We start from the raw sequence: 25,384 nt of genomic DNA, 5'->3' as shown, positions 1-25,384 counted from the left end.
CGATGCGACGTTCCGCTGCGGAGGCACTGTGATTCGAAACTGGCTTGGTGGTGTGCTACTGGCGGTATGTTGCACAGGCAATGCCTTTGCGGCTGGACCGGATTGTTCCCGACCCTTCACACTCGGTTTGCACGACCATGGCCTGCTTTATTCGCTCGATACGGATAGCGGCATCGACAAGGATTTCGCGGAAGAACTGATTCGCCGCAGCGGCTGCCAGATCAAGGTCAGCCTGATGTCGCGCGCGCGGATCTGGAAGCTGATCGAATCCGGCGCGCTCGACTTCAGCCTTTCAGGTATCGCCAACGACGAGCGTAACCAGTACGCGTCATTCGCGTGGTACTTCAGCAACAAATATTATTTGCTGGTTCGCAACGACGCTGGCATTCATAACGTCGCGGACTTCGAGAACGACAAACACGCGCAGCTCGGCGTGATTCGCAGTTTCCGCTATAGCGATTCGGCGAACGCGCTGGTCGACAAGCTCGCGTCGGAGAACCGTGTCAGCCAGGGTGGCGGCCTGGAGCCGCTGTATCAGGCGCTCATTCTGCACCGCATCCAGGGCATGATTATCGAGCCCTTCGATTATCCCGCGATCGACGAGAAGAAGATTCGCGACGTGACGACCATCATCGAATTCAACGATCCGTCGGTGCCGCACGGTCTGATCATGTCGAACAAGGCGCTCCCGGACGCGGAACGGGCGAAATGGCGTGCGCTCGTGGACGAGATGCGCGCTGACGGCACGGTGCGCCGGATTTTCGACAAATACTTCAAGCCGGACCTCGCTAATTCCATGGTCAACTTTCAGGCGACACCGTGAGCAGGGCGCGTTCCGTCCTGTTGCCGCTGCTCGTCCTGTCGACGTCGCTTTGCGTGACGTGGAGCGTCTGGAATCACGAGCGGCAAGCCACCCGCAACGAACTGCGCACCCAGTTCGAATATTCGGTGGGCGATGCGGTCAGCCGCATCGAACAGCGGATGGCGACGTATGAACTCATGCTGCGCGGCGTGCAGAGCCTGTTTGCCACGAGCGGCACGATCGATCGTGCGAAGTTCCGCAGCTATGTCAACGCGCTTAATCTCGACGTGAACTTTACCGGGGTTCACGCCGTGGGTGTCGTCGAATGGGTGCCGGCGGCGCGCAAGGACGCACACGTCGCGAAAATGCGCGAGGAAGGCGTCACCGGATACGCGATTCAGCCTCCGGGAAGTCGCGAGGATTACGCGCCGGTCATTCAGCGTGAGCCCTATGTGGGTCCCGCGCGCAGCTCGCCCGGCTTCGACGCCTGGGACGATCCGGTGCGCCGGCTCGCGCTCGAAAAGGCGCGTGATTCCGGCATGGCGACGCTTTCGGGCAAGGTGAGTCTGTCAGCCGATATGGGTGCTGACCGCAGGCCGGGTTTCATCATGTACCTGCCGGTCTACGCACCCGGCGAGACGCAGGACAACGTCGCGCAGCGTCGTGCGCACATTACCGGCTGGGTCTACGCATCGTTTCGCATGCGCGACGTGATCGCCAGTCTCTACGGCGAGCAGCCCAACGGGCTCGCGTTCGCGATCTACGACGGCGTGGCGCCATCGAAGGCAACGCTGCTCTATCGAACGTCGGATGCCGGCAACCGGCACACGACGCCACTGATTTCCACCAATGAATATCTGGTCGTCAACGGACACGACTGGATGCTCTCCGTCAGCGCGTTCGACGAATTCCGCTCGCGCCTCGGGCGTAACGCTGAAGTGTTGATCGCCTGCGCCGGTACGGGCTTAAGCCTGCTATTGACACTCCTCAGCTGGCTCATGATGACAGGGCGCGGGCGTGCGATGCGTCTGGCGTCGAAAATGACGCAGGAACTGCGCGAAAACGAAGAGAAATTCCGCGCGATCGCAGACTGCACCGTGAATCTGGAGATCTGGTGGGGACAGGACGGCAAGCCGCGCTGGATCAACCCGTCAGTCGAGCACTACACGGGTTATACGGTAGAGGAATGCATGGCGATGCCCGACTTCTCCCGCACGCTGATTCACCCGGACGACATTCCGCGCGTGGCGCCGGAATTCCAGAAAGGTCTGCAGGGGTATCGCGGCGACGATCTCGAGTTTCGTTGTGTGCGCAAGGATGGCTCGCACGTGTGGCTTTCGGTTTCGTGGGTGCCGATCAGCAATGCACGAGGTGGCTTCATCGGTTTTCGTACAAGCGGTCGCGACATCACCGAGCGCAAGCAGATCGAGGCGGAACTGCGTATTGCCGCCGTGGCGTTCGATTCGCAGGAAGCCATGATGGTCACTGACGTCGAGAGCACGATACTTCGCGTGAACTCGGCGTTCACCGAATGCACTGGATACGCCGCCGAGGAAGTCGTCGGGCGCACGCCGCGGCTGCTCAAGTCGGACCTTCACGATGCCGCGTTCTACAAGGAGATGTGGCAAACCATTCGCCGCGTCGGCGGATGGCAGGGTGAAATCTGGGGTCGCCGGAAGAACGGCGAGATCTATCCCAAGTGGCTGACGATTTCAGCGGTGACCGGCGAAGGCGGCGCGGTGACACATTACGTCGGCACGCACCACGACATCACGCAGCGCAAGAAGTCGGAAGAGAAAATCCGTGAACTCGCGTTCTATGACACGCTCACGCGCCTGCCTAACCGCGCTCTGCTGCTTGAACGGCTGAGGCAGTCGATGGCGAGCAGCCACCGGGACAAGGTCTGCGGTGCGTTGATGTTCATCGACCTGGATCACTTCAAGACGCTGAACGATACGCTCGGTCATGACAAGGGCGACATGCTCCTGCGGCAGGTTGCCTACCGTCTGTCGAGCAGCGTGAGCGAGGGCGACACAGTCGCCCGGGTAGGCGGCGACGAGTTCGTTGTCGTGCTGGGGAACCTGAGCTTCGACAAGGCGACGGCGACTGCGCAGACCGAGGCGGTGGGCGAGCGGATTCTCGCCGTACTGGGCAGCACCTATCAGTTGAGCGGCGTCCAGTTCCGCAGCACCGCAAGCATTGGCGTGGCGGTATTCGATGGAGAGCAAACCTCCACCGACGAGCTTTTCAAGCAGGCCGATCTCGCGATGTACAAGTCCAAGGAGCGCGGCCGCAACGCGATGTGCTTCTTCGACCCTGCCATGCAGACCGTCGTGCTGAAGCGGGCGGAGCTGGAGGTGGGTCTGCGCAACGCGATTGAAGAGAACCAGTTTGTGCTTCACTACCAGGCGCAGGTCATCGACGGCGGTCATATAACCGGCGCCGAAGCGCTCGTGCGATGGGTGCATCCGGTGCGCGGGCTGATCCCGCCAGGCGAATTCATTCCGCTCGCGGAAGAGACCGGCTTGATCCTCGAGATTGGACAGATGGTCCTTGCGTCCGCGTGCAGCCAGCTGGCCGGGTGGGCGACGCGCCCATCGATGGCGCATCTGTCGATTGCGGTGAACGTCAGCGCGCGCCAGTTTCGGGAGCCTGACTTCGTGGAGGGCGTGCTGACGGTCATCCAGCGAACGGGTGCGAGGGCGGACCGGCTGAAGCTGGAACTGACCGAAAGCGTGCTTGTCGAGAATGTCGAGGACATCATCGAAAAAATGAGGGCGCTTCGGGCGTACGGTGTGACGTTCTCGCTGGATGACTTCGGCATTGGTTATTCGTCGCTCTCTTACCTGAAGCGTTTGCCTCTCGATCAACTGAAGATCGACCGGTCGTTCGTGCGCGATATCCTGGACGACCCCAACGACGCCGACATTGCGAGAACCATCGTGGCGCTCGCGCGAAGCTTCGACCTGGGTGTGATCGCCGAGGGCGTCGAGAACGAAGCACAAAGGGATTTTCTTGCCATGGCAGGCTGCCATGCCTATCAAGGCTTCCTCTTTTGCAAACCGCTGCCGATCGAAGGCTTCGAGCAGTTCGCAAGCAGCTTCGGCGCCGCGGATCAGGCAACGGATCAGGTGGAAGGAAACGATGAACGAAGCGTCGATTCAGGCACGCTGAACTGATCCGTTCTTCATCAAAGGGGCAACTGGTGCCACGCGCACGTGCGATACGTGTGCGTGCATGCATGCGCTGGAAGATCGTGAGTATGATGTCGGTTCAACCAGTCCATTTCGAGCACGGGAACCAACAGCATGACGACGCGCAGGAAACCTGCAGTTTCGGCGGGCGTGCCGACCAAGGACGATATCGAAGCGATGTCGCTTTTTCGCTATCAGCTGCGTCGGTTTCTTCGCTTCTCGGAGGAGGTGACGCATACCGAAGGCATCACGTCCCTGCAGTATCAGTTGATGTTGCACGTCCGCGGCTTCGCGGGGCGTGACTGGGCAACGGTCGGCGAACTGGCGGAGCGGCTTCAGGCGGCGCCGCACGGCACCGTCGCGCTGGTGTCGCGCTGCGAGGCGAACGGACTTGTCTTGCGTCGTGCGAGCAGGGCAGACGGGCGTCAGGTCGAAGTGCACCTGACAGTCAAAGGGGAGCGGTGTCTTGCGCGACTCGCGTCGAAACACAAGCTGGAAATCGAGGCCTTCGGATGGGCGTTCAACCGGACACCTCCGCAAGAATGACGGTCAGTGAATATTCACAGGTTGTGCGGAAAGACCGATCACGTGCCCATGCCACAAATTGCACGTCGCCTTGACGGGCATCCACACATACTTGCCACGGACCTTGGCAAAAGCAGATGTCTTCACCACTGTGTCGACCGGCAGCGGAGTCGTGTCGCGGGAAATCCGCTTGCCCTTCAGGATGGTGGCCTTCAGCGCATGGCGTTCTGAAATCACGAACAGGTCATAGCGCGGTGTGGTTCTTACCCAGCGGTCGAACGCGGCCACGCAATTCACGACTACGCCAGGAACATGCATGCGCCTGAGATAGGCGTAGTCGTCCGGAGAACTGTCTTGCGGCTGTGCGTCCGCGTAGTGGCAGGCCAGGCTAAAGGCCAGGAGCAGAAAAAACGCGGAGATGATCTTCATGGAACAGGATGACCGCTGAAAGCGGGGAACCTCATGGCAGCAAAATAGCCGACGAGTATACATGCGGTATCTGCACGAATGGTGAGGATCGTTGCACTGCGATGCTTTGCCCCCGATTGGATCGTGATTGAATGTATGGCGGAAGCCTTAAGCCGGACTTAAACACAGCATCCATCCAGTGCATCTGGCAAACCGGAGGGCACGTGGGCTGCACGGTTATCCGGGATGTGAAATTGATCATCGCGACGTGTCGGGTGCCACGGCGGCGCAGGATAAAAAATGGACCCGGCGGTGTGCGCGGGTCCTGAATGCCAGCCACGCTACAGGGAAGCAGGCTGGCAGGCCACCCCGTAAAACCGAATTGCCAGAACACTGCATGACTGCGCTTTGATGGTTCAATCCGAACCGGGTCGCAAGCACGAATCCGTTACCGATATAAGCATCAAGGCACGCAGACCCCTCGAAGATACGACCAGACGACGAAGTCGATAATTCGTTGAGGCCCGGTCGACTTTATTGTGAAGGGCTTAAACGAAACTTAAGGCCGACATTGGGAAAAACCCGGGAGATCATTCGGAGTGCCGGACGACACAGAATCAAGAAGTTGTCTGCAGGCAGAAAGTCTCGATGACCGGCAAATAACGGGTGAGTCGAGCGTATTCATGATGCGGCGTCAGACCCTGCGGAATCGCAGGTTTGGTGTGAAGGCAAACTGTCCCGTGAAGCCGCATTCGTCGAAATGTACTGGCGGCGCGGGCTACCTGATGCGCCTGAGCCGCTTACCGCACGGCATCCGGCTCAGATTCCCTATAGACCCCAGATAATATCGGCATTCCGTTTTTGGGCCTCGCGCATCATGTCGAGCAGCGGCCACGCACGGTGTGCAACCCCACCACGATCTTCATTCACGTCGTAGTGATGCCCACCCCAGACGGTATAGAGCGCTTCGAGCGCAGTTTCGGCGTCGGTCTCCCCGGAAATGGCCGCCTCCAGACGGGCAATCACGTGAGGCAATTCGTCGTGCGCGATTACCCCGCGCGTGTCCAGGCGCTTGCCAATCAGGCCAAGGAGGTATTGAGCGAGGTTCCTGAGCATGACGACGTCAGGCGCGGCAGTGGATTGAAACGTAACCAGCATGATGAGACCTCCTTGCGTAGAGGTCTTCCGCATGGCGGAGTCCTGTTTATTGGACCTGGAGCGTGTCCTCCCTGTGGCGCGCGCAGGCTCCGCACTCGGTTTCCTGTTCCGGTATCGGCCCTTGCAGCGCCAGATATGGTCATGAGAAGACCTGTCTTAATTTTATATCACAACGTGATAAATTTAAAGGAGCTGCTCGGGCAGCCATGCAAGGGCTTCGGATTCAGGTGAACAGGGTTTCGATGTTTTAATCAGAAGGAGACGTGCCCGGATCTGCGAAAGGGGCTGTACGCTGCGTTCGTTCATGCCTCTCCGCGTTCATCCTGCCCCACCACCACACTCGTCGTGGACGCAAACATATAGCGCGGTACATCCAGGTTTTGCGGTGCCGGTTTGTCCTTGAATACTCGCCCAGCGAGATCGTACGTGGAGCCATGGCAGGGACACAGGAAGCCCCCAGGCCAGTTGTCCGGCAGGTTAGCCTGTACGCCTTCCTGAAACCGGGGGCGCGGCGTGCAGCCGAGATGCGTGCAGACGCCTACGACGACGAGAATGTTCCGATGATCCCCGCGAGACCGGTACGTGTTCCTGCAATATTCCGGCAGCGGCATGGAAAACGGATGTTTTGTCGTGGGATCGACCACCATTGGGTCTGCAGTCACGACGTCAGCCAGCATTTTCTCCGTCCGGTTGACGAGAAACACTGGCAGGCCGCGCCACGCAATAGTCATCATGTCGCCGGGCTGCAACCTGCTGATGTCCGCCATGACAGGCGCGCCAGCTGCCCTGGCCTTTGCCGACGGAGCGAACGAGTCGACAAATGGCACCAGCGCGGCAACCCCTCCAGCGCCTCCAGCAATCGATGTTGCGATCAGCCATTTGCGGCGATCGATATTCAGGCCTTCGTGCAGATACTCGCTCATTTCGCACTCCATCCATTCGAGCGCCTATATGCGTTTGAGTGTCATTGCGTCGATGCGTTCGGGGTAGATCCGAAATGTCAAAGACTTTACGAAGTGCCTGCTTTTTAACCGCGATGCCCGAAAAGACGGGTCTCGCGTAGATGGAGTCTGGGTGGGAGAGCGATACCGTCGACAACGAACCGACGCTGTGGGTCACGTTAAACGATCATTTCGTGTTTCCGTGCAACTGCCATTCAAACCTGTCACCGTGCAAACGGGCGCGCCAGCCGCCATTGTAGTTTCCATTGTTTCGCAATGCGGGGGAGATCACCGGTCCGTTATTCGATCGTGCGGGCGTATAGGTGATACGCGCCAGATCAGCTTTCCAGGGCGCGACGTGGTTAGCCATATGCGGTGAATCCAGATCCACGGTAACCATCGCGACGTCGATGCGACGCTCCATGGGCGTACCCGAAAACGTGCTCGCCACCGACGAGGGCAAGACCGTGAATAACGCGATCAGAAAATACTTCACGCTTCGATTTCCGCAACGCATGCCGGCCGGGTTTTTCTCGCACATACCGGACCACCATTCTTTCTTTTCTGAAAGAAAACAGGAAAATAGCAGTAGAAAAACCATGATAGGTCATAACGTGACATATTTCCAATGCTGGCCGAAACTGGAGCGGACAGGACCCGGAGCGCGAGGAAACGCCTGAAGGGTGACCGCAAGGCGGTTCAAGTTTCGTCGTTGGCTGTTTCAGGGATTTTCTTGCATCAGGTTCTGTCCAACCAGACATGAAGTCACGCCCCTTCCGTGCCGGACAACGTGAAGAGCGCGACGGTCTCAGCCGCAAAGAAAAAAGAAAATATACGCTGGCGAATCGAGGGACGGGGAGGTCAACATGAGTACTATCTCAAGCCTGACGTTATCGGGAAAACTACGGCGCGATGCCGGAGTCGTAGGACTTCTGCTTGCCAGCACGACGAGCATTATCGGTTCGGGCTGGCTATTCGGCGCGTACCATGCAGCGAAAATCGCTGGACCGTTAAGTATCGGAAGCTGGGTTCTCGGCGCAGTCATCATCATGCTGATCGCGCTATGTTTCGCGGAACTGGCCGCGCTGTTTCCGCGTAGCGGCGCGCTGGTGCACATGAGCCATGCGAGTCATGGCGAGGGTCTCGGCCGCATCTGGTGCTGGCTGCTCTTCCTCGCGTACGTGCCGGTGCCGGCGGTCGAGACCGAAGCGATCGTGACCTACGCGAACAACTACTTGCCGTACTTCATTCGCCCCGGGAGCGAAGGTCTGCTGACCACGACCGGCTTCGTCGCGTGCGCCGCGCTTCTCGGGATCATGGCGTTGCTGAACCTGATGGTTGTCCGATGGCTACTCAACGTCAATTCGACCATTACATGGTGGAAAATTCTGGTGCCTGTACTCACCATCATTGGGTTGATGATGGCAAGTACGCACTGGTCGGTGATGAGTGCGGCACCTGATACCTACAAGCTCTCAGGTATGTTTACGGCTCTCCCGGCAGCCGGGATCGTCTTCAGCTATCTGGGCTTTCGCACGGCCATCGACCTCGGCGGAGAAACGGCGAATCCTCACCGCAATATTCCACTCGCCGTCATCGGCGCGGTACTGATCGCAGCCGCGATCTACATCATGCTTCAGGTCGCGTTCATCTGGGCGTTGTCGCCGGCCGACCTGGCGCATGGCTGGGCCAATCTGAGCTTCAAGGGCGAGATGGGGCCGTTTGCAGGCCTCGCGGCATCCCTGGGACTTGGCTGGATGGCGACGTTGCTATACATCGATGCATACATCTCCCCGGGCGGTACAGGGCTGATGTATGTCACCGGCGGTTCGCGCATCCTGTTCGCGGCCGGCGAAATGGATGCAGGGCCTCAGTGGCTCATAAAGCTGAATCGCAACAAGGTGCCGTGGTTGTCGGTGCTCGTGATGTGGGTGGTCGGCGCAATTTTCCTGCTGCCGTTTCCCGCATGGCAGCAGATGGTGAATTACATCACGTCCATTACGGTTCTGACCTACGGGCTGGGCCCGATTGCGTTACTTGTGTTGCGCCGCAATCTGCCCGAACTCAAGCGGCCGTTTCGCATGACGGGAGCATCCGTGATCGCACCGCTCGCGTTCATCTGCAGCAACCTTGTGATCTACTGGACGGGACTCAAAACCAATAGCTTTCTCTTTTCGATGGTCGCGATCGGGTTCGTGCTGTACGCCATTTACTACCACTTTGTCATGCGAAAGCCAGCGGCCGCGTTCGGCTGGAAGAACATTTCGTGGCTGCTGCCCTGGTTCGGCGGAATCTGGCTACTGTCGTGGCTCGGCGGCATCGGCGGTGGACGCGGCGTGATCGGCTTTGGCTGGGACATTCTGCTGGTGTCGATCTGGAGCGTGATCGTGATGGCGCTCGCGATGCGCTGCGCGCTGGGCGCGAATGAAACATCGGCCATGATGGAGCGGATGGACCGGACGAGCTAGACGATCACTCCGCGCGTGAAGATGCCGGTGAACCGGTAGCGTTGGGCTGGCTATGTTTGCTCGCGTTTGTCGCGGGCATCGACACGGGGCTCAAGGCGGTCGTATTTCACCGGCTTTTGAGTCGAGCCCGGGAGATACTGAATCCGGACCCGGACGTACTCGCGATCGACCTTGCTAGCGGACGATCGCGCTTTTTCCCAAACACGCGAGCTTACTGATAGGCCAGATCTGCTCGCCGGTTCTGCGCCCACGATGCCTCGTCGTGACCCAGGGCGATCGGCTTTTCCTTCCCGAAGCTCACCGCTTCCAGTTGCGAGTCGGGTACGCCAAGGGTTTCGAGATCGTGGAGTACTGCTTCCGAGCGCTTTTCACCCAGCGCAAGATTGTATTCACTTGTTCCGCGTTCGTCGGTGTTGCCCTGAATCCGCACATGACGATTCGGGTGAGCTCTAAGATACTTCGCATGGGCTTCAAGCAGCGGCTGATAGTCGCTCTTCACCGTATAGCTGTCGAAATCGAAGTAGATGCTTCGCTTTGCAAGCGGCCCATTCGGATTGTCAAGTTCGTCGACTACGGTGGGTCCGACATTTGCCGGTTGACTGCTTGCGGAGTTGCCCTGAGTGGCGCCTCCTTGCTGGTTTAGCTTTACACCCGAATGACACCCGGCGAGAACGCTCGCCATGAGTATGGCTGCGCAGAATCCAATCCTGGTCATGGCAGGTCTCCTCTGACCGAAGGCGCAATCGCGCCTCCACAGGACTACTGTTACCGCTCGAGAGCGGGGATAGGTTGACGTCGCGAACGACGATATCCAGTTGATACGCAAGACAGGGATGCAGGTTTCGGCCTTCTATACTCAACGACATGGAGTAAGCAATTTTTAATCTGGCCTGGTCGCTATGCTTCATCGCACTCTTTGGCACGGATTAAAGACTCGCTGACGATTCGGTAAACATCTGCGGATGCGGATTTGATGTTCCGTCAGCTATCTATAACAGGTCTCGTGTTATCTGTCATTTCGACATGAATAATGCCACCTGGGTTCACGCCCGGCGAGTCTTGTTGAACCGGAATGAGTAATGAAAGGGTTTTGAAAAATTCTCACCGTGAGAGCAGGCCAGGGTCAACGAATCCCCTTGCTTAAGCCTCGTTTAAGGAAGGCGAAATAGATTAGCTAAAGGTTGCCTGCCAGAGGCAGCAGGCGAAACGTCCGGACGTCCCCTTGGTTTTGTGTTGGGGACGATCTTTTGGGATCCGGTGTCCTCAGCCGGATCCGTTTTTTCACGTGTGCCGCGTGGCGTTTCGCGTGTTGCCTGACCGAACGATCAGCTTTCTCCGGACGGCAATAATTCTGCTTCCACACGAGTCCGTATTTCCCGCTTGCCCGGTGGACCCGCGCCGGCGCCGCCTTCCCCTACTGCACCGTAATGGTTTCCTTCATATTCGGGTGTATCCCGCAGAACACCTTATAAACCCCCGGCTTGTCAAATCTGAACTGATACGTATCGTTCTGATCGAGTGCTGCCGAACGAAAAATACCGGCGTCGTTCACAACCGTATGCGGTTCGCCGTCGAGGTTTTTCCACGTCACGGTCGATCCCGTCTTGACCGTTAGCGACATCGGTGAAAACATGAAGTTCTTGATCACGACAGCATTGGCCTCTTGCGCCTGCGCGGCAGTGATCCCGGAAACCAGCATCGACATCAGTATTCCGCCTCCGAGGCAAACAGCGAAGGCGCGACGAAAAATAGCGGATTGCATGAGCTGAATCCTCACAGTTGAGCGATGCCTGGCGTCAGGCGAGCGTCGTGTCGGCAAGCGTTGCCTTGAGCGGGTGCTGCGAGACGGTGATGGTGGTCACGCCAAGCATCCCCGGAAGCTGGCCGCTCGATACAGTGAGCGGCATCGGTCCCGGTCCATTGCCGGCAGCCGGTTGCGGATAGGCGGTCGAGCGTGCGGTATGGAAGGTGATATTGCCTTCCACCTTCGAAACGATCTGATGGATATGGCCGTTCAGAACGGTGACCGAACCAAAGCGTTTCAAATAGCTCATCGCCTGGCCGGCATCGCCGGTGCCCCAGCCCCACGGCTCGTAAATCGTCCACATCGGCATGTGTGCAAAGACGACGATCGGTGTGCTGGACGAACGACTCTTCAGATCGTTTCCCAGCCAGGCAAGCTGGTCGTCGCCAAGGCCACCGAGACCATTCGGCTTGAAATGCATCACGTTGACGAGCCCGATGAAGTGCACGCCATTGTGGTCGAAGCTGTAATAACCCCTGTTGTTCGAGGCCTTGCCGAAGCGGCTGAAGTACCCGGTTCCGGGCCCGTCTGTCACATCATGTTCACCGGGCACGGTATGCAACTCAGTGATCTTCAGCTCCGACAGCAACTGGGCCGCGAGATCGAACTCGGCGGCTCTGGAAAGATGGGTGATATCGCCCGTATGAATCGTCAGGGCCGGTTTGGCCGGCATTGCATTGACGAACTCGATCGTCTGCCTGAGCGTGCCCGCGACATCCGGATTGGCTTCCTTGTTAAAGCCAATATGCGAGTCGCTGATCTGCAGGAACAGCGGAACGCCCGACATCGCCGACGTGTCTTTCGGACTGGCGGCGAGGGCGAGCGCCGTTGGTGTGAGGACACCACCGGCAAGCACAAACAGGGTGCCTGTACCGCCGAAAGCGAGACACTTCAACGCGCTGCGGCGCGACGGTTGGGAAGGAAGATCTGACGACATGGTTTCCTCTCGATCAGGGTTCCGGAGGAGGTCATCCGCCAGCTCATCCAGCGGGCCGTCCTGGCCGGTCTGGATGTGAAGACCGTCGCGACGTCCGTTTTATTCCACCCTCTGGAGTCGCATCGCCGGCGCCTGATATGTCGTCTTGTCAACGCGGCGCGTTATACGCCGCGTGAGGGGGAGGTCGCCTTGCCGGTTGCCCCAGGCAAAGGAGAGGGATGTGCGTAGCGGTCGGGAACGAAGGCGGTCTGACGTTTCCCGTCAATCGATGATGCTTCGTCTGGCGCGATTCAATGCGGCAACCGCACGTTCAGCCTGAACGTTACAAGCCGCGCGACGAGGATGAACGCAGTGCTGATCAGCACGCTATAAACCGTATCGACGTTCATGTAATCGAGCAGAACATAAATCCAGCACCCGGCGAACGCACACGTGGCGTATGGTCTCGAATCGCGCAGGATCAACGGAACCTCGTTACACAGCACGTCGCGGATCACGCCGCCAAAAACGCCGGTCAAAACCCCCATCATCACCGACGTGAACCACGGCATCTGTGCGTCGAGCGCAAGCGACGTCCCCGAGACGCTGAAGAGTCCCAGTCCGATCGCGTCCGCCACCAGCAGCACGCGCTCGGAAATCACCCGCGAGATTGCCCGGAACGTCATCGGCGCAAATAGCGACATCACGAAAATCACCAGCACGTAGTTCTGGTGCTGGACCCAGTAAAACGGGCGTCTTTCAAGCAGCACGTCCCGCACCGTCCCGCCGCCGAACGCCGTCGCCAGCGCGACCAGAAACGTGCCGACCGCGTCGAGACGACGCGTCCTCGCCTCGATAAATCCGGAAATGGAATACGCCATGATCGCAATCGCCTCCATGACGGCGAATGCGAGCGTGAGCCTCGGATGCATCAATGACGCTCCATTACGGTTTGAGCTGGTCGGGATGATAGTGATGGGCGGCCACGGCGGCCGGCTGCAGCAGCACGAGCACCGCGCCCGCACCGCCATCGTGCGGACGGGCCTGACAGAACGCGATCACTTCCGATTTCTGGACGAGCCACGCGCGCACCTTGCCCTTCAGCACCGGCTCCTTGCCGATCGAGCCCAGGCCCTTGCCGTGAATCACACGCAGACAGCGCAACCCGCGCTTCACCGATTCGCGGATGAATTCAGCGAGCGCCTCGCGTGCTTCGTCCCGGCGCATGCCGTGCAGGTCGAGTTGCGCCTGCACGATCCACGCGCCGCGCCGCAGCTTGCGCACCACTTCCTGGCTGACGCCCGGCCGGCAGTACGACAGCGTCTCGTCGGTCTCCAGCAGCACCTCGGGATCGTATTCGTCGGAGATTGCTTCGTGCAGGACGGCTTCCTCGTCGAGCTTCGTCTGCACGGGCAGTGGAGATGGCGGGTTGCGCGGCGGTGTCGCACGCGGCGGCACGGCTAGCGGTGCCACGGAGCCGATCTCGCGGCGGAACAGATCGGCGTCGGCGGAAGCCTCACGCTTTGCCTGCACGGCTTCGGCACGTGCCCGCTCGCGTTTTTGCGTGTCGACCTTCAACGCGTCGCGCAATGCACCGAGGCCCGCCAGTCCGGCAGCAGGGTCGAGCAACGGCTTTCTGGGCGCGCCCGGCGCCTGCTCTGCACGCGATGCGGCAGCAGGGGTGGAACGTGGACGTTTCGGTTCGTTCGGATGGGGCAGATTTTTCGGCATGACGATGAGTCGCGCGGCAGGTGCGGAGAATGCGTTTGAACGGGAAAACGTGGATACGGGCACGAACACCGCACCGGACATAAAAAATGCAAAAAGGGCCGCGTGCCTCGCGGCCGCGGCCCTTGATCTGCGTCGGGTGGCGCCCTGACGCTATTTTACCGGTCTGCTTCGGCGCTCATCACATGTTCGCCAAGCGCTTCGTCATGGAGCGTTTCCAGATAACGCTGCGCATCCAGTGCGGCCATGCAGCCCGTGCCGGCGCTGGTGATGGCCTGACGGTACACGTGATCCTGCACGTCGCCGGCCGCGAACACGCCCGGCACGCTCGTGCCGGTGGCATTGCCGGAGAGACCGCCGTTCGTGATGATGTAGCCGTTCTTCATCTCGAGCTGGCCTGCGAAGATGTCCGTATTCGGCTTGTGCCCGATCGCGACGAAAAGACCCTGCAGGTCGAGATCGGTCGTTTCGCCTGTCTTCGCGTTCTTGATGCGCAGGCCGTTCACGCCGCCTTCGTTGCCCTTCACTTCGTCGAGCACGTGGTTCCACTTGATGTCGACGATGCCTTCCTTCTGCTTTTCCAGCAGGCGGTCGATCAGGATCGGCTCAGCGCGGAACTTGTCGCGACGGTGGATGACGGTGACCTTCTTCGCGATGCCGGCCAGATACAGCGCTTCTTCAACGGCCGTATTGCCGCCGCCGACGACGGCAACGTGCTGCTGCTTGTAGAAGAAGCCGTCGCACGTGGCGCAGGCGGACACACCGCGGCCCATGTACAGCTCTTCGGACGGCAGGCCGAGATACTGTGCCGATGCGCCCGTCGCGATGATCAGCGAATCGCACGTGTATTCGCCCGAATCGCCGATCAGGCGAATCGGCTTTTCGTCGAGCTTTGCCGTATGAATGTGATCGAAGATGATTTCGGTGTTGAAGCGCTCCGCGTGCTCCAGGAAGCGCTGCATCAATTCTGGACCCTGCACGCCGTTGCCGTCGGCGGGCCAGTTTTCGACATCGGTCGTGGTCATCAGCTGGCCGCCCTGGGCCAGACCCGTGACGAGCACCGGCGAAAGATTGGCGCGCGCGGCGTAGACAGCGGCGGTGTAACCGGCAGGGCCGGAACCGAGAATCAGAACCTTGGCGTGTTTCGTGGGTGCGGGCATGATCGAAATCCGTAAAAAGCGTCTGGCTCGCCTGTGCGATGCCGGATGACTTGTGTCGAAACAGTAGATGGGTGTTCGTCCGGCATTATAAAGGGCGAGGCCTCTCGCTGCTTCATGAAGCTTTGTGATCGGTTCGATAGCGTTCCGGACGTTTTTGCCGGTTTCTGGCGATCCCGGGCGATTTTCCGGCCGTTGCGGCGGGTGAACAGCCGTGGGCGGCAGTTACCGTCATTTACAGCCGTGGGCGTAACAGTGCGTTTACAATAGGCCGCATCGAATGAACGGCGGCCGGGCGTCTCCGGCAACCCGTTCCGGGCCGCACACGCTACAGGATCAATGGCAAAAGCTACCTATTCCGCGAACGCGCAGGCATTGCCGCATCGCATGTCGCGCCTCTTCACCGAAATCCGCTGGATCTTGCAGGTCGCGCTCGGCGTTTTCCTGCTCATGGCGCTCGTCAGCTATACCCGGCGCGATCCTAGCTGGACCCACGCCGCGCAGGTCGACCACATCGCGAACTGGGCCGGCCGCGTCGGCGCCTGGACGTCCGATATCCTGCTGCTCCTCTTTGGCTTGTCCGCGTACTGGTGGGTCGTCCTGCTCGCGCGGCGCATTTCCGCCAACTATCGCCGCATCACCCGGCACGAAGCCATCGACGAAGACGCGCCGCGCGACCACAGCTGGCTCGCCGAAGCGTGCGCGTTCGTGCTCGTGCTGCTCGCCTGTGACGGCATCGAGGCGCTGCGCATGTGGTCGCTGAAGGTGCCGTTGCCGCGCGCGCCGGGCGGCGTGATCGGCGAAGCGGTCGCGCATGGCGTGTCGCACGCGCTCGGCTTCACGGGCGGCACGCTCGCGCTCCTGATCGTGCTGGCGATCGGCCTCTCGCTGTATTTCCGCTTTTCGTGGCTGTCGGTGTGCGAGCGCGTTGGCGAATCGATCATTTCGGCGGTGACGTTCGCGAAGCTGCGCCGCGAAGCGGGCCGCGACCGCAAGCTCGGCGAAGCGGCGGCCGTCAAACGTGAAGGCAAGGTCGAGCAGGGCCGCGTGCGCATCGAGGAACACGAGCCGGTGATGATCGTGCCGCCGGTGGTCAAGCCCGAGAAATCGGAGCGCGTCGAGAAGGAACGCCAGGTGCCGCTTTTCACCGACCTGCCTGGCGATTCCACGCTGCCGCCGATCTCGCTGCTCGATCCGGCGCCCGCCATGCAGGAAACCATTTCCGCCGACACGCTCGAATTCACGTCGCGTCTGATCGAAAAGAAGCTGAAGGATTTCGGCGTCGATGTGAGCGTGGTCGCGGCGTATCCGGGTCCGGTCGTCACGCGTTACGAAATCGAGCCGGCCACGGGCGTGAAGGGCAGCCAGATCGTCGGTCTCGCGAAGGATCTGGCGCGTTCGCTGTCGCTCGTGTCGATCCGGGTGGTCGAGACGATTCCGGGCAAGAATTTCATGGCGCTGGAATTGCCGAACCAGCGCCGCCAGACGGTGACGCTGTCCGAAATTCTCGGCTCCGCCGTCTACGCGGACGCGGCCTCGCCGCTCACGATGGGCCTCGGCAAGGACATCGGCGGCAAGCCGGTGTGCGCCGACCTCGCGAAAATGCCTCACCTGCTGGTGGCCGGCACGACCGGTTCCGGCAAGTCGGTCGGGATCAACGCGATGATCCTGTCGCTGCTGTACAAGGCGAGCGCGGAGCAGGTCCGCATGATCCTGATCGATCCGAAGATGCTCGAAATGAGCGTCTACGAAGGCATTCCGCATCTGCTGTGTCCGGTGGTCACGGATATGCGTCAGGCCGGGCACGCGCTGAACTGGGCGGTCGCCGAAATGGAGCGCCGCTACAAGCTGATGAGCAAGCTCGGCGTGCGCAATCTCGCCGGCTACAACAACAAGATCGACGAAGCGACGAAGCGCGAGGAAAAGATCCCGAATCCGTTCAGCCTCACGCCGGACGACGCGGAACCGCTGGCGCGCCTGCCGAACATCGTCGTCGTGATCGACGAACTCGCCGACCTGATGATGGTGGTCGGCAAGAAGGTCGAGGAACTGATCGCGCGGATCGCGCAGAAGGCACGCGCGGCCGGGATTCACCTGATTCTCGCGACGCAGCGTCCTTCGGTCGATGTGATCACGGGCCTCATCAAGGCCAACGTGCCGACGCGGATGGCATTCCAGGTGTCGTCGAAGATCGATTCGCGCACGATTCTCGACCAGCAGGGCGCCGAGTCGCTGCTCGGCATGGGCGACATGCTGTATCTGCCGCCGGGAAGCGGCTTGCCGGTGCGCGTGCACGGCGCGTTCGTATCGGACGAAGAGGTGCATCGTGTCGTCGACAAGCTCAAGGAGCAGGGCGAGCCGAACTACATCGAAGGCATCCTTGAAGGCGGCGTGCTGGGCGAGGGCGACGAAGGTTCCGCGGGCGCCGCGGGAACCGGAGCGGCCGGCGGCGAGTCGGACCCTCTTTACGATCAGGCTGTTGAGATCGTCACCAAAAACCGTCGCGCGTCGATTTCGCTGGTGCAGCGGCATCTGCGCATCGGCTACAACCGCGCCGCGCGGCTCCTCGAACAGATGGAGCAGTCGGGCATCGTCTCGGCGATGTCGTCGAACGGCAATCGCGAGATTCTCGTGCCAGTGCGCGAGGCCGATTGAGCCGGTTCGATTGCCGGTATCTGACTGCAACGATCAATACGCGGCGGCGGCATGAAGCGCGTCATGCCACCGCCGCCATTCCGGAAACGGCTGCGGTCGCGGCTACGGATTCCTTCCATGGAGAAAGACATGCAGCAACAAATCGGGCTGAATGCCCGTGTTTCCCGTTTCGCGTTCCTTCAGGTGACGCGTTCGCTGGTTCGCGTCGTGGGTAGCGTCGCGGTGGGCGCATCGATGCTGTTCGCGTCGCAGGCCTTCGCGAGCGGAACGGAGCAACTGAAGGCGTTTGTGTCGCAGGTGCATGCGGCGCGTGGCACGTTCGTGCAGCGCGAAATAAAGGCGCCGAGTGCCGCGCAGGGCGCGAGCGGCGCGCTGTCGACGATGCCGAAGTCGGGCGGCACATCGAGCGGCACGTTCCTGTTCGCGCGGCCCGGCAAATTTATCTGGTCGTATGAGAAGCCGTATGAACAGGTGTTGCAGGCCGACGGCGACAAGCTTTACGTCTACGACAAAGACCTGAACCAGGTCACGGTGCGCACGCTGGGCGGCGCGCTCGGCGCGAGTCCGGCAGCGATCCTGTTCGGCAGCAACGATCTCGACAAGAACTTCACGCTGCGCGACGCGGGCGTGAAGGATGGCATCGACTGGCTCGAACTCACGCCGAAATCGAAGGACACGCAGTTTCAGCGCGTCGGTATCGGCTTTCGTGACGGCAATCTGGAGGCGATGGAATTGCACGACGTGTTCGGTAACGTCACGCTGCTGACGTTCTCGAACATCCAGAAGAATCCGCCGCTCACGCCGAACCAGTTCAAGTTCACCGTGCCGAAGGGCGCGGATGTGATCAACGGCTAGGCGTTTCCGCCCGTTTCGTTTGCGGCGATTGCTTCGCCCGGCGGATGGGCGGCCTTCATGTCGTCGATGAATGCTTCGACGATATCCGTGCGATGCTGCCGCGCACGCGTGACCATCTGGAACGCGACGCGGTAGCGCATCGCCTGCGGATTCAGCGCGGCGAGCAAACCCGCCTTCAGATACGGCGCGGCGTAGTGCTCCGGCAGATAGCCGAGATGGCAGCCGGAGAGCACGAGCATCGCAACCGCCTCCATGTTGTCGGCCACGGCCGTCACGTTCTGCGTTGCCGTTGAACTTCCGGCTTCGGGCAGCGGATAGCTGCGCCATGCCCATGCGTGCTGCGCGGCTTCGGCCGGGTCGATGCCGCCGGCCCGCGCGAACAGCGGGTGATCCTTAGCGCAATACGCGAACTGGTCTTCGGCGAAAATTTCCGTGTATTCCAGCGACGGCACCCGGTGCCAGAAGTAGCCGATTCCCACCTGAATGCGCTCGCTCAGCAGCAGTTCTTCCAGCTCGCCCGGCGAGCGCACGAGGATCGAGAAACGCACGGATTCGTCGCGCGCGCGAAAGCGGCGGATCGCCTCGCTGATCCGCGCGCTTGCCGACACCGGCGTGTGTCCGATCATGCCGATCCCCAGTGTGCCCACCAGCTTTCTTCCGACGTTGCGAGCCTGCATTCCGAACGTATTCATCGCCGAGAGCAGGGTGCGCGCGGCGTCGACGAACTGCGCGCCGCGCGCGGTCAGCGCGAAACCGCCGCGTCCGCGTTCGCACAGCCGGTAACCCAGGCGCGTTTCGAGCGTGGCGAGCTGGGTGCTGATCGTCGACTGGCCGATGTTGAGCGTCGCCTGCGCGGCCGTGACGCCGCCGGCGTCGACGATTGCCAGAAACACGCGGATCAGCCGTAGATCGAGGTCGGTGAGCTGGGAGAACATGGCGTTGTGCGGTGTGGCGCGGCATGGCGCGATGAGCCGGCATGGAAACATCGATGCCGATGAATGTGAAGTTTATTCTGTTCGCATTTTACATTCGCGAAAAGTGCACAAGAATGAGAATTCGACCGGGTTCTGGATTGATCGGGATTACCCCATGTAAGCCAGACCTCCTTCGCACGATTTACATCTCTTTCATGGGCGAGCCACGATGAAACCTTCAGCCTTCGTTTTCCCCGACGCCAACGTGGAGCATCCGCAACCGCTTTCAGGCAACCAGATGGCTCGCTGCGGCGGCATCACGACGATGATGCGGCTGCCGTACGTCGAATCGGCTGAGGGACTGGACGCGTGCTTCGTCGGCGTGCCGTTCGACCTCGGGACGTCGAACCGGACGGGCGCGCGTTTCGGCCCGCGCCAGATCCGCTCGGAATCGGTCCTGCTTCGCCCGTACAACATGGCGACGCGCGCGGCGCCGTTCGATTCGCTGCGCGTCGCGGATATCGGCGACGTGGCGATCAACCCGTACAACCTGCTCGATTCGATCGCGCGCATCGAGACCGCCTACGACGAGATTCTTCAGCACGGTGCGAAGCCGGTCACGCTGGGCGGCGATCACACGATCGCGCTGCCGATCCTGCGCGCGATTCACCGCAAGCACGGCAAGGTCGGTCTGATTCACGTCGACGCCCACGCGGACGTCAACGACACGATGATGGGCGAGAAGATCGCCCACGGCACGCCGTTCCGCCGAGCGGTGGAAGAGGGGCTGCTGGATACCTCGCGCGTCGTGCAGATCGGCCTGCGGGGTACCGGCTACGCGGCGGAGGATTTCGACTGGTGCCGCGATCAGGGCTTCGAAGTCGTGCAGGCCGAAGCGTGCTGGAACCAGTCGCTGGCGCCGTTGATGTCGCGCGTGCGTGAGCGCATGGGCGACGACCCGGTGTACATCACGTTCGATATCGACGGTATCGATCCGGCGTTCGCGCCGGGCACGGGCACGCCGGAAATCGCAGGGCTGACGGTGCCGCAGGCGCTCGAGATCATCCGCGGCTCGCATGGGCTGAATATCGTCGGCTGCGATCTGGTTGAAGTCGCGCCACCCTACGATCCGTTCGGCACGACCGCGCTGCTCGGGGCGAATCTTGCGTATGAGCTGCTGTGTGTGCTGCCGGGCGTCGAGTATCGGCCGGCAACACGCCAGGCGTAAAAACCGGATGGCCCGCGATGTGAGCGGGCCATTTGCATTTACGCGTACGCTGCGCGCCGCGTGGACACGAAGGCGAGATAACACAGGGCGCCGATCGCAAGCGCCGGCAGTGTTGCGCCGAGATTCGGCAGCCATTGATTGATCGCCTGATAGGCCGCGATGCCGATCGCCCACGCGATGAACGCGCTGACGTGCCAGCCACCCGAGAAACCATAGCGCCCGCGCACGTCGCCGATTACCGCCGCATCGATACGACGCTTGCGGACGATGAAGTGATCCACCAGCACCACGCCGAAGAGCGGTGCGAACACCGAGCCGATCAGCAGCAGGAAGTTCTGGTACTTCGCCATCGGCACAGCGAGAGCGATTACCGTACAGACCGCGCCGAACGAAGCCGAAAGCAGCGGCACACCCATACGGGTCCAGAACGTGCCGGTCGACACGGCAGCCGAGTGAATATCGGCGAACGCGTTGTCGATTTCGTCGATCAGGATCAGCAGCAGCGCGAGACCGCCGCCGGCCTGCGCGAGCGCCGCGGTCAGCAAGGTATCGCCGCCGCCGGCCGCGAGGCCATAGATCGCGCCGAGCGCATAGAACCAGATGTTCGCGATGCCGTAGCCGAGCAGCGTGCCGCGAAACGTCTCGCCCGCGCGACGGCCAAAGCGCGTGTAATCCGCGATCAGCGGCAGCCACGAAAGCGGCATTGCAACGACCAGATCGATTGCGCCGCCGAACGGCATTTCGCCCGTGCCTGGACGCTGCATCAGCGCGGCGAGATCGTGTTTCGCGAGCAGGTTCCACGTGAGCCACACCGCGCCCGCCAGCAGGAGCCAGATGCCCCAGGTGCGCAGGAAACGCCGCACGAACGAGAGCGGCCCGCTGATCGCGAGCAGCGTGGCCAGTACGCCGAAGATCACCGTCCAGGCGAGTGGCATCGAAAGACCGAACGACTGTCTGGCAAGCGCATCGGCGGAATCGCGCATCACGATGATTTCGAACGAGCCCCAGCCGACGAGCTGCACCGCGTTGAGTACCGCCGGTACCGAGGCGCCGCGCACGCCCAGCGTGGGCCGCAGCGACGACATGGCCGCGAGCCCCGTATCGGTGCCGATCACGCCCGCCAGCGCCAGCAACACGACGCCGATCACGCTGCCGATCACGATCGCAGCCAGCGCATGCGGCAGCGACAGGCCGGGCACGAGCAGCGCGCCCGCCTGCGCGACCAGCAGGCCGATGCCGAGCGAGAACCACAGGGCGAATGCGTCGCCGGTGCGGAACGCGCGCCGCGAATCCGGCACCGGTGTAAGCGGAGCGTAAGTAGAACCGGCTTCGCCGGAGACTGGATCGTTTGCCATCAAAAGGTGTCCCTGTGTGTTGCTGATTTATCTCGATGCGACTGGTCAACGCGCGCGCCCCGCTTCGGACACCACGACCGCATTGTGCCGCGCGCGTGGCGCGCCGTGACCCTGGCCGGATGGCTAACGTCGCGTGCGCGCATCTCGCCCCGGTCCGCCGGCTGTCATAATGCAGGACCGTGCAGGCGTGCCGCCTGTGCACGCGCCTTGCCGTACCGAATGCGAGATTATCCACAAAACGCCATGTTTGAAGAAATCCGTGCCAACGTGCCACTCGCCGAGCGGCTACGCCCTCGCACTGTCGACGAAGTGATCGGACAGAAGCACCTGCTGGGTTCGAACAAGCCGCTGCGCGTCGCGTTCGAATCGGGCGAGGCGCATTCGATGATCCTCTGGGGTCCGCCCGGCGTCGGCAAGACCACGCTCGCACGTCTCATGGCCGCCGCGTTTCATGCGGAGTTCATCGCGCTGTCGGCGGTGCTGTCGGGCGTGAAGGACATCCGCGAGGCCGTCGAGACCGCGCAGGTGCATCGTGCGCACGGCCATCAGACGCTCGTGTTCGTCGACGAGGTTCACCGCTTCAACAAGAGCCAGCAGGATGCGTTCCTTCCGCACGTCGAGTCGGGGCTGTTCGTGTTCGTCGGCGCGACCACCGAGAACCCGTCGTTCGAGGTGAACAGCGCATTGCTGTCCCGGGCCGCTGTCTATGTGCTGAAAAGTCTGGACGACGACGAGCAGCGCGAACTGCTCGATCGCGCGCAGAAGGAACTCGGCGGCCTCACGTTCACGGACGAAGCGCGCGACGCGCTGATCGGCTCCGCCGACGGAGACGGCCGCAAGCTGCTGAACAACCTGGAAATCGTCGCGCGGGCCGCGGCCCAGCAGAAGACGACGGAAATCGATGGCGCGTTGCTGGGTAGCGCGCTCACCGAAAACCTGCGCCGTTTCGACAAGGGCGGCGACGCGTTTTACGACCAGATCAGCGCGCTGCACAAATCCGTGCGCGGCAGCAATCCGGACGGCGCGCTGTACTGGTTCTGCCGCATGCTCGACGGCGGCGCGGACGCGCGTTATCTCGCGCGGCGCATCGTGCGCATGGCGTGGGAGGACATCGGTCTGGCCGATCCGCGCGCCGCGCGCATCGCGCTCGACGCTGCCGAAACCTACGAGCGTCTCGGCACGCCCGAAGGCGAGCTCGCGCTCGCGCAGGCGATCATCTATCTTGCGGTCGCGCCGAAGTCGAACGCGGGCTATATGGCGTACAACGAGGCACGCCGGTTCGTCGGCAAGGACCAGTCGCGCGGCGTGCCCGTCCACCTGCGTAACGCGCCGACGAAGCTGATGAAAGAGCTCGGCTACGGTCACGACTATCGCTACGCGCACGATGAGCCCGACGCGTACGCGGCGGGCGAAACCTATCTGCCCGATGGCATGCGCGAGCCGCACTGGTATGAACCGACGCCGCGCGGTCTTGAAGGCAGGATCGCCGACAAGATGAACCGTCTGCGTGAACTCGATGCGCAATGGCGCAGCGAGAACAGGCAGAAGAAAGATTGATGCCGCGCACAACGCCGTGCCGCGCGGCTGATCCGCCGGCCGGTTGCGCTAAAATCGCACCTTCACACAACGAATACCCGCCCCAATCCCATGCTCGACATCCAGCTGCTGCGTAAAGACCTCGACGGCGTCGCGAAACGCCTCGCCGACCGCGGCTATACCCTCGACGTGGCCGCGTTCTCCGCGCTCGAAGCCGAACGCCGCGCCATCCAGACCCGTACCGAAGAGCTGCAGGCCCGTCGCAACAGCCTGTCGAAGCAGATCGGCGGCATGAAGGGGCGTGGCGAGGATACGTCGGCCGTGATGGCCGAAGTGGGCGGTCTGGGCGATGAGATGAAGGCGTCGGCGGCGCAACTCGAAGATATCCAGAAGCGTCTGTCGGATCTGCTGCTGGGCGTGCCGAACCTGCCGCACGAAAGCGTGCCGGCCGGTCGCGACGAAACGGACAACGTCGAAGTGCGCCGCTGGGGCACGCCGCGCCAGTTCGATTTCGAGGTGAAGGATCACGTCGATGTCGGCACGCCGCTCGGCCTCGATTTCGAAACGGGCGCGAAGCTCTCGGGCGCGCGCTTCACGCTGCTGCGCGGGCAGATCGCGCGTCTGCATCGTGCGCTCGCGCAGTTCATGATCGACACGCACACGCAGCATCACGGCTATACCGAGGTGTACACGCCGTACATCGTCAATCCGGAAATCCTGTACGGCACCGGCCAGCTGCCGAAATTCGCCGACGACATGTTCCGCGTCGAGAAGGGCGGCGGTGAGAACACGGTCACGCAGTACCTGATTTCGACGTCTGAGATTTCGCTGACGAACACGGTGCGCGACAGCATTCTCGATGAGAACGCGCTGCCCGTTAAGCTCACCGCGCATTCACCGTGTTTCCGCTCGGAAGCGGGATCGTACGGCCGCGACACGCGTGGCCTGATCCGCCAGCATCAGTTCGACAAGGTCGAGATGGTGCAGATCGTCGCGCCGGAAACGTCGTATGACGCGCTGGAGCAAATGGTCGTGCACGCTGAAACAATCCTGCAGAAGCTCGAGCTGCCGTATCGCGTGATCACGCTGTGCACGGGCGACATGGGTTTCTCCGCGACCAAGACCTACGATCTCGAGGTGTGGGTGCCCGCGCAGAACACGTACCGGGAGATTTCGAGCTGTTCGAACACCGAAGCGTTCCAGGCGCGTCGCATGCAGGCGCGTTATCGCAACGCGCAGGGCAAGCCGGAACTCGTGCACACGCTGAACGGCTCGGGCCTCGCGGTGGGCCGCACGCTGGTCGCGGTGCTCGAAAACTATCAGAACGCGGATGGCTCGGTGACGGTGCCGATGGCACTGCGTCCGTATCTGGGCGGAATCGAACGTCTGGTAGCGCCTGAGGTCGCCTGAGCGCATCGCGCCGGGTCTTCACGAGTTTTTGCAAAAAGGGACTTGGAAAGCGGTTTCAACTGTTCTATAATCTTCGCTTCCCCGAGCAGCGACCCGCTTGAGGATTGGCGCAGAAGCGAACAGGCAGAGCGTCAACAATGCCGGAAAGGTGGCAGAGTGGTCGAATGCGCCGGACTCGAAATCCGGTGTACAGTTTTGCTGTACCGTGGGTTCGAATCCCACCCTTTCCGCCAGAATCCAGAAAACCCCGCACGACGAAAGTCGTGCGGGGTTTTTGATTTGTGCGCCCAGCATGGGCGCACTCTTGTGGGTGCAAGTCCCTCCGTAAGT

21 protein-coding genes and 1 tRNA gene are annotated in these 25,384 nt (G+C 61.5%); 10 read left to right on the top strand and 12 right to left on the bottom strand.

Annotated elements, in window-relative coordinates:
• The first annotated feature begins 28 nt into the window (after window positions 1–28).
• The 3 genes from LPA34_RS03040 to LPA34_RS03030 all read left to right on the top strand — a co-directional run bounded on the left by LPA34_RS03040 (window position 29) and on the right by LPA34_RS03030 (window position 4,542).
• Entirely contained in the window at window positions 29–823 is a 795-nt protein-coding gene (locus tag LPA34_RS03040; RefSeq protein ID WP_228974785.1) for a substrate-binding periplasmic protein, read from the top strand.
• Window positions 820–3,981, top strand: a complete 3,162-nt coding sequence (locus tag LPA34_RS03035; protein ID WP_228974784.1) for a bifunctional diguanylate cyclase/phosphodiesterase — start codon at window positions 820–822, stop codon at window positions 3,979–3,981. The genes LPA34_RS03040 and LPA34_RS03035 overlap by 4 nt, the downstream gene beginning before the upstream one ends.
• 129 nt (window positions 3,982–4,110) lie before the next feature.
• Complete coding sequence (locus LPA34_RS03030; protein WP_228974781.1) at window positions 4,111–4,542, top strand: MarR family winged helix-turn-helix transcriptional regulator; 432 nt, start codon at window positions 4,111–4,113, stop codon at window positions 4,540–4,542.
• Between the two features lie 3 nt (window positions 4,543–4,545).
• Here the strand turns inward: LPA34_RS03030 and LPA34_RS03025 are convergent, their stop codons facing one another.
• The 4 genes from LPA34_RS03025 to LPA34_RS03010 all read right to left on the bottom strand — a co-directional run bounded on the left by LPA34_RS03025 (window position 4,546) and on the right by LPA34_RS03010 (window position 7,629).
• Window positions 4,546–4,950 (bottom strand): BspC domain-containing protein, encoded by a 405-nt coding sequence (locus LPA34_RS03025; protein ID WP_228974779.1) that lies wholly within the window; start codon window positions 4,948–4,950, stop codon window positions 4,546–4,548.
• Between the two features lie 807 nt (window positions 4,951–5,757).
• Window positions 5,758–6,087, bottom strand: coding sequence for a DUF1840 domain-containing protein (locus LPA34_RS03020; protein WP_228974776.1), 330 nt, complete (start codon window positions 6,085–6,087; stop codon window positions 5,758–5,760).
• 302 nt (window positions 6,088–6,389) lie between these two features.
• Window positions 6,390–7,010, bottom strand: coding sequence for a ubiquinol-cytochrome c reductase iron-sulfur subunit (gene petA / locus LPA34_RS03015; protein ID WP_228974774.1), 621 nt, complete (start codon window positions 7,008–7,010; stop codon window positions 6,390–6,392).
• A 205-nt stretch (window positions 7,011–7,215) separates the two neighbouring features.
• Window positions 7,216–7,629: a hypothetical protein gene (locus LPA34_RS03010; protein ID WP_228974773.1), complete on the bottom strand. Its 414-nt coding sequence runs from the start codon at window positions 7,627–7,629 to the stop codon at window positions 7,216–7,218.
• Between the two features lie 265 nt (window positions 7,630–7,894).
• Between LPA34_RS03010 and LPA34_RS03005 the strand changes: the two genes are divergently transcribed.
• Window positions 7,895–9,496 (top strand): APC family permease, encoded by a 1,602-nt coding sequence (locus LPA34_RS03005; RefSeq protein WP_228974771.1) that lies wholly within the window; start codon window positions 7,895–7,897, stop codon window positions 9,494–9,496.
• Window positions 9,497–9,707: 211 nt separating this feature from the next.
• Here the strand turns inward: LPA34_RS03005 and pal are convergent, their stop codons facing one another.
• The 6 genes from pal to trxB all read right to left on the bottom strand — a co-directional run bounded on the left by pal (window position 9,708) and on the right by trxB (window position 15,104).
• Window positions 9,708–10,211, bottom strand: coding sequence for a peptidoglycan-associated lipoprotein Pal (gene pal, locus LPA34_RS03000; protein ID WP_228974769.1), 504 nt, complete (start codon window positions 10,209–10,211; stop codon window positions 9,708–9,710).
• A gap of 699 nt (window positions 10,212–10,910) precedes the next feature.
• Window positions 10,911–11,258: a cupredoxin domain-containing protein gene (locus LPA34_RS02995; RefSeq protein ID WP_228974767.1), complete on the bottom strand. Its 348-nt coding sequence runs from the start codon at window positions 11,256–11,258 to the stop codon at window positions 10,911–10,913.
• Between the two features lie 34 nt (window positions 11,259–11,292).
• Window positions 11,293–12,237 (bottom strand): metallophosphoesterase family protein, encoded by a 945-nt coding sequence (locus tag LPA34_RS02990; protein WP_228974764.1) that lies wholly within the window; start codon window positions 12,235–12,237, stop codon window positions 11,293–11,295.
• Window positions 12,238–12,527: 290 nt separating this feature from the next.
• Entirely contained in the window at window positions 12,528–13,148 is a 621-nt protein-coding gene (locus LPA34_RS02985) for a trimeric intracellular cation channel family protein (RefSeq protein ID WP_228974762.1), read from the bottom strand.
• Between the two features lie 13 nt (window positions 13,149–13,161).
• The gene (locus tag LPA34_RS02980) at window positions 13,162–13,947 is read right to left on the bottom strand and encodes a Smr/MutS family protein (RefSeq protein ID WP_228974760.1); all 786 of its coding nucleotides are present in this window, start codon (window positions 13,945–13,947) and stop codon (window positions 13,162–13,164) included.
• A 155-nt stretch (window positions 13,948–14,102) separates the two neighbouring features.
• Entirely contained in the window at window positions 14,103–15,104 is a 1,002-nt protein-coding gene (gene trxB / locus LPA34_RS02975; RefSeq protein ID WP_228974757.1) for a thioredoxin-disulfide reductase, read from the bottom strand.
• A 336-nt stretch (window positions 15,105–15,440) separates the two neighbouring features.
• On the opposite strand from trxB, the gene LPA34_RS02970 reads away from it, so the two are divergent.
• Window positions 15,441–17,756 (top strand): DNA translocase FtsK, encoded by a 2,316-nt coding sequence (locus LPA34_RS02970; RefSeq protein ID WP_228974755.1) that lies wholly within the window; start codon window positions 15,441–15,443, stop codon window positions 17,754–17,756.
• A gap of 129 nt (window positions 17,757–17,885) precedes the next feature.
• Window positions 17,886–18,611: an outer membrane lipoprotein chaperone LolA gene (lolA, locus tag LPA34_RS02965; protein ID WP_228974752.1), complete on the top strand. Its 726-nt coding sequence runs from the start codon at window positions 17,886–17,888 to the stop codon at window positions 18,609–18,611.
• On the opposite strand, the gene LPA34_RS02960 is transcribed toward lolA, so the two are convergent.
• Complete coding sequence (locus tag LPA34_RS02960) at window positions 18,608–19,546, bottom strand: LysR family transcriptional regulator (protein WP_228974751.1); 939 nt, start codon at window positions 19,544–19,546, stop codon at window positions 18,608–18,610. The two genes, lolA and LPA34_RS02960, sit on opposite strands and share 4 nt — an antisense overlap.
• 208 nt (window positions 19,547–19,754) lie before the next feature.
• Here LPA34_RS02960 and speB point away from each other — a divergent pair, with 208 nt between their 5' ends.
• Window positions 19,755–20,753 carry an agmatinase gene (speB, locus tag LPA34_RS02955; RefSeq protein WP_228974749.1) on the top strand — a complete coding sequence of 333 codons (999 nt, stop codon included), beginning with the start codon at window positions 19,755–19,757 and terminating at the stop codon, window positions 20,751–20,753.
• A gap of 38 nt (window positions 20,754–20,791) precedes the next feature.
• Here the strand turns inward: speB and cytX are convergent, their stop codons facing one another.
• Entirely contained in the window at window positions 20,792–22,108 is a 1,317-nt protein-coding gene (gene cytX, locus LPA34_RS02950) for a putative hydroxymethylpyrimidine transporter CytX (protein ID WP_228974747.1), read from the bottom strand.
• Between the two features lie 243 nt (window positions 22,109–22,351).
• On the opposite strand from cytX, the gene LPA34_RS02945 reads away from it, so the two are divergent.
• The 3 genes from LPA34_RS02945 (at window position 22,352) to LPA34_RS02935 (ending at window position 25,287) form a co-directional block, all read left to right on the top strand.
• The gene (locus LPA34_RS02945; protein ID WP_228974741.1) at window positions 22,352–23,665 is read left to right on the top strand and encodes a replication-associated recombination protein A; all 1,314 of its coding nucleotides are present in this window, start codon (window positions 22,352–22,354) and stop codon (window positions 23,663–23,665) included.
• Window positions 23,666–23,755: 90 nt separating this feature from the next.
• Window positions 23,756–25,054 carry a serine--tRNA ligase gene (gene serS / locus LPA34_RS02940; RefSeq protein ID WP_228974739.1) on the top strand — a complete coding sequence of 433 codons (1,299 nt, stop codon included), beginning with the start codon at window positions 23,756–23,758 and terminating at the stop codon, window positions 25,052–25,054.
• A gap of 142 nt (window positions 25,055–25,196) precedes the next feature.
• Window positions 25,197–25,287 (top strand) — tRNA-Ser (locus LPA34_RS02935).
• The last annotated feature ends 97 nt before the right edge of the window (window positions 25,288–25,384 follow it).

Origin of the sequence: Paraburkholderia gardini (assembly GCF_907164575.1) — a bacterium.
In the GTDB taxonomy this organism is placed as follows: domain Bacteria; phylum Pseudomonadota; class Gammaproteobacteria; order Burkholderiales; family Burkholderiaceae; genus Paraburkholderia; species Paraburkholderia gardini.
Note: the sequence above shows the minus strand (reverse complement) of the source record. Positions and strands in the feature narration are given on the sequence as shown.

Bases quoted from the DNA above. Each gene is read 5' to 3' on its own strand.
- LPA34_RS02945 (WP_228974741.1), top strand. From the start codon at position 22,352: ATGTTTGAAGAAATCCGTGCCAACGTGCCACTCGCCGAGCGGCTACGC.
- LPA34_RS03020 (WP_228974776.1), bottom strand. From the start codon at position 6,087: ATGCTGGTTACGTTTCAATCCACTGCCGCGCCTGACGTCGTCATGCTC.
- lolA (WP_228974752.1), top strand. From the start codon at position 17,886: ATGCAGCAACAAATCGGGCTGAATGCCCGTGTTTCCCGTTTCGCGTTC.
- speB (WP_228974749.1), top strand. From the start codon at position 19,755: ATGAAACCTTCAGCCTTCGTTTTCCCCGACGCCAACGTGGAGCATCCG.
- LPA34_RS03010 (WP_228974773.1), bottom strand. From the start codon at position 7,629: ATGGTTTTTCTACTGCTATTTTCCTGTTTTCTTTCAGAAAAGAAAGAA.
- serS (WP_228974739.1), top strand. From the start codon at position 23,756: ATGCTCGACATCCAGCTGCTGCGTAAAGACCTCGACGGCGTCGCGAAA.
- cytX (WP_228974747.1), bottom strand. From the start codon at position 22,108: ATGGCAAACGATCCAGTCTCCGGCGAAGCCGGTTCTACTTACGCTCCG.
- pal (WP_228974769.1), bottom strand. From the start codon at position 10,211: ATGACCAGGATTGGATTCTGCGCAGCCATACTCATGGCGAGCGTTCTC.
- LPA34_RS03005 (WP_228974771.1), top strand. From the start codon at position 7,895: ATGAGTACTATCTCAAGCCTGACGTTATCGGGAAAACTACGGCGCGAT.
- LPA34_RS03025 (WP_228974779.1), bottom strand. From the start codon at position 4,950: ATGAAGATCATCTCCGCGTTTTTTCTGCTCCTGGCCTTTAGCCTGGCC.
- LPA34_RS02990 (WP_228974764.1), bottom strand. From the start codon at position 12,237: ATGTCGTCAGATCTTCCTTCCCAACCGTCGCGCCGCAGCGCGTTGAAG.
- LPA34_RS02980 (WP_228974760.1), bottom strand. From the start codon at position 13,947: ATGCCGAAAAATCTGCCCCATCCGAACGAACCGAAACGTCCACGTTCC.
- LPA34_RS02960 (WP_228974751.1), bottom strand. From the start codon at position 19,546: ATGTTCTCCCAGCTCACCGACCTCGATCTACGGCTGATCCGCGTGTTT.
- petA (WP_228974774.1), bottom strand. From the start codon at position 7,010: ATGAGCGAGTATCTGCACGAAGGCCTGAATATCGATCGCCGCAAATGG.
- LPA34_RS03030 (WP_228974781.1), top strand. From the start codon at position 4,111: ATGACGACGCGCAGGAAACCTGCAGTTTCGGCGGGCGTGCCGACCAAG.
- LPA34_RS02995 (WP_228974767.1), bottom strand. From the start codon at position 11,258: ATGCAATCCGCTATTTTTCGTCGCGCCTTCGCTGTTTGCCTCGGAGGC.
- trxB (WP_228974757.1), bottom strand. From the start codon at position 15,104: ATGCCCGCACCCACGAAACACGCCAAGGTTCTGATTCTCGGTTCCGGC.
- LPA34_RS02970 (WP_228974755.1), top strand. From the start codon at position 15,441: ATGGCAAAAGCTACCTATTCCGCGAACGCGCAGGCATTGCCGCATCGC.
- LPA34_RS02985 (WP_228974762.1), bottom strand. From the start codon at position 13,148: ATGCATCCGAGGCTCACGCTCGCATTCGCCGTCATGGAGGCGATTGCG.